Genomic DNA, 693 nt, shown 5'->3' on the forward strand with positions numbered 1-693 from the left:
AGTATGTAGTAACCTTGGCGGATATGAATTCCGGATCGATCCTGAACGTGGCGACAGCTACGGGCAGCGGAGCGGGCCAGACAGTATCCGACCAGGATGATGCGACAGTGACAGCAACTCAGACGCCATCGATCAACCTGAACAAGGTTTCGAATGTGGCTGCAGTGGATGCGGTTGGCGATGTGATTGTCTATACGCTGACAGTGACCAACACGGGCAATGTGACCTTGAGCAATGTGACGGTAACGGATCCGAAGACGGGATTGAACCAGAACGTGGGCACGTTGAATCCGGGAGCAAGCCAGGCGGTGAATACCCAGTATGTAGTAACCTTGGCGGATATGAATTCCGGATCGATCCTGAACGTGGCGACAGCTACGGGCAGCGGAGCGGGCCAGACAGTATCCGACCAGGATGATGCGACAGTGGCAGCAACACAGTCAGCTTCGATCAGCATCAGCAAAACCTCTGACGTATCGGAAGTGGATTTGGCTGGCGATGTGATTGTCTACACGCTGACAGTGACCAACACGGGCAATGTGACCTTGAGCAATGTGACGGTAGTCGATCCGTTGACGGGATTGAACCAGAACGTGGGTACGTTGAATCCTGGAGCGAGCCAGTCCTTGACCACGACCTATACGGTGACTCAGTCGGATGTTGACGGAGGCCAGATAGAGAACGTGGCGACTG

General features: G+C 54.5%; 1 protein-coding gene and 1 pseudogene. Both read left to right on the forward strand.

What is annotated here, in order from left to right; all coding sequences use genetic code 11:
* Nucleotides 1–23: 23 nt before the first annotated feature.
* Nucleotides 24–398: pseudogene (locus D0X99_RS20835) on the forward strand (DUF7507 domain-containing protein); the annotation flags it as partial.
* A 27-nt stretch (nt 399–425) separates the two neighbouring features.
* On the forward strand, nt 426–693 hold a 268-nt coding region (locus D0X99_RS20660), incomplete at its 3' end, for a DUF11 domain-containing protein (RefSeq protein WP_233553774.1).

This window comes from Algoriphagus lacus, from assembly GCF_003583985.1.
In the GTDB taxonomy this organism is placed as follows: domain Bacteria; phylum Bacteroidota; class Bacteroidia; order Cytophagales; family Cyclobacteriaceae; genus Algoriphagus; species Algoriphagus lacus.